Source organism: Burkholderia sp. LMU1-1-1.1 (assembly GCF_040675865.1).
Classification (GTDB): Bacteria; Pseudomonadota; Gammaproteobacteria; order Burkholderiales; family Burkholderiaceae_D; genus Rugamonas.
In genome coordinates, this window is sequence record NZ_JBEGHG010000063.1 from 1 (window position 1) to 264 (window position 264).

Genomic DNA, 264 nt, shown 5'->3' on the forward strand with positions numbered 1-264 from the left:
GTTCCTTCTCCCGAGTTCTCTCAAGCGCCTTAGAATACTCATCTCGCCCACCTGTGTCGGTTTGCGGTACGGTCTCGTATGACTGAAGCTTAGAGGCTTTTCTTGGAACCACTTCCGATTGCTTCGAAACCTAAGTTTCTCGTCCCACTCCCTTGAATTACGCGCCCGGATTTGCCTAAGCGCCTTCTATGAAGCAGCAACCAACTATTCCAACAGTTGGACAACCTTCCGCGATCCGTCCCCCCATCGCATCATACGACGGTG

The 264-nt window shown here is 52.3% G+C and carries 1 rRNA gene; it reads right to left on the reverse strand.

What is annotated here, in order from left to right:
* Positions 1 to 264 (reverse strand): 23S ribosomal RNA (locus tag MRBLMU1_RS27670); the annotation flags it as partial.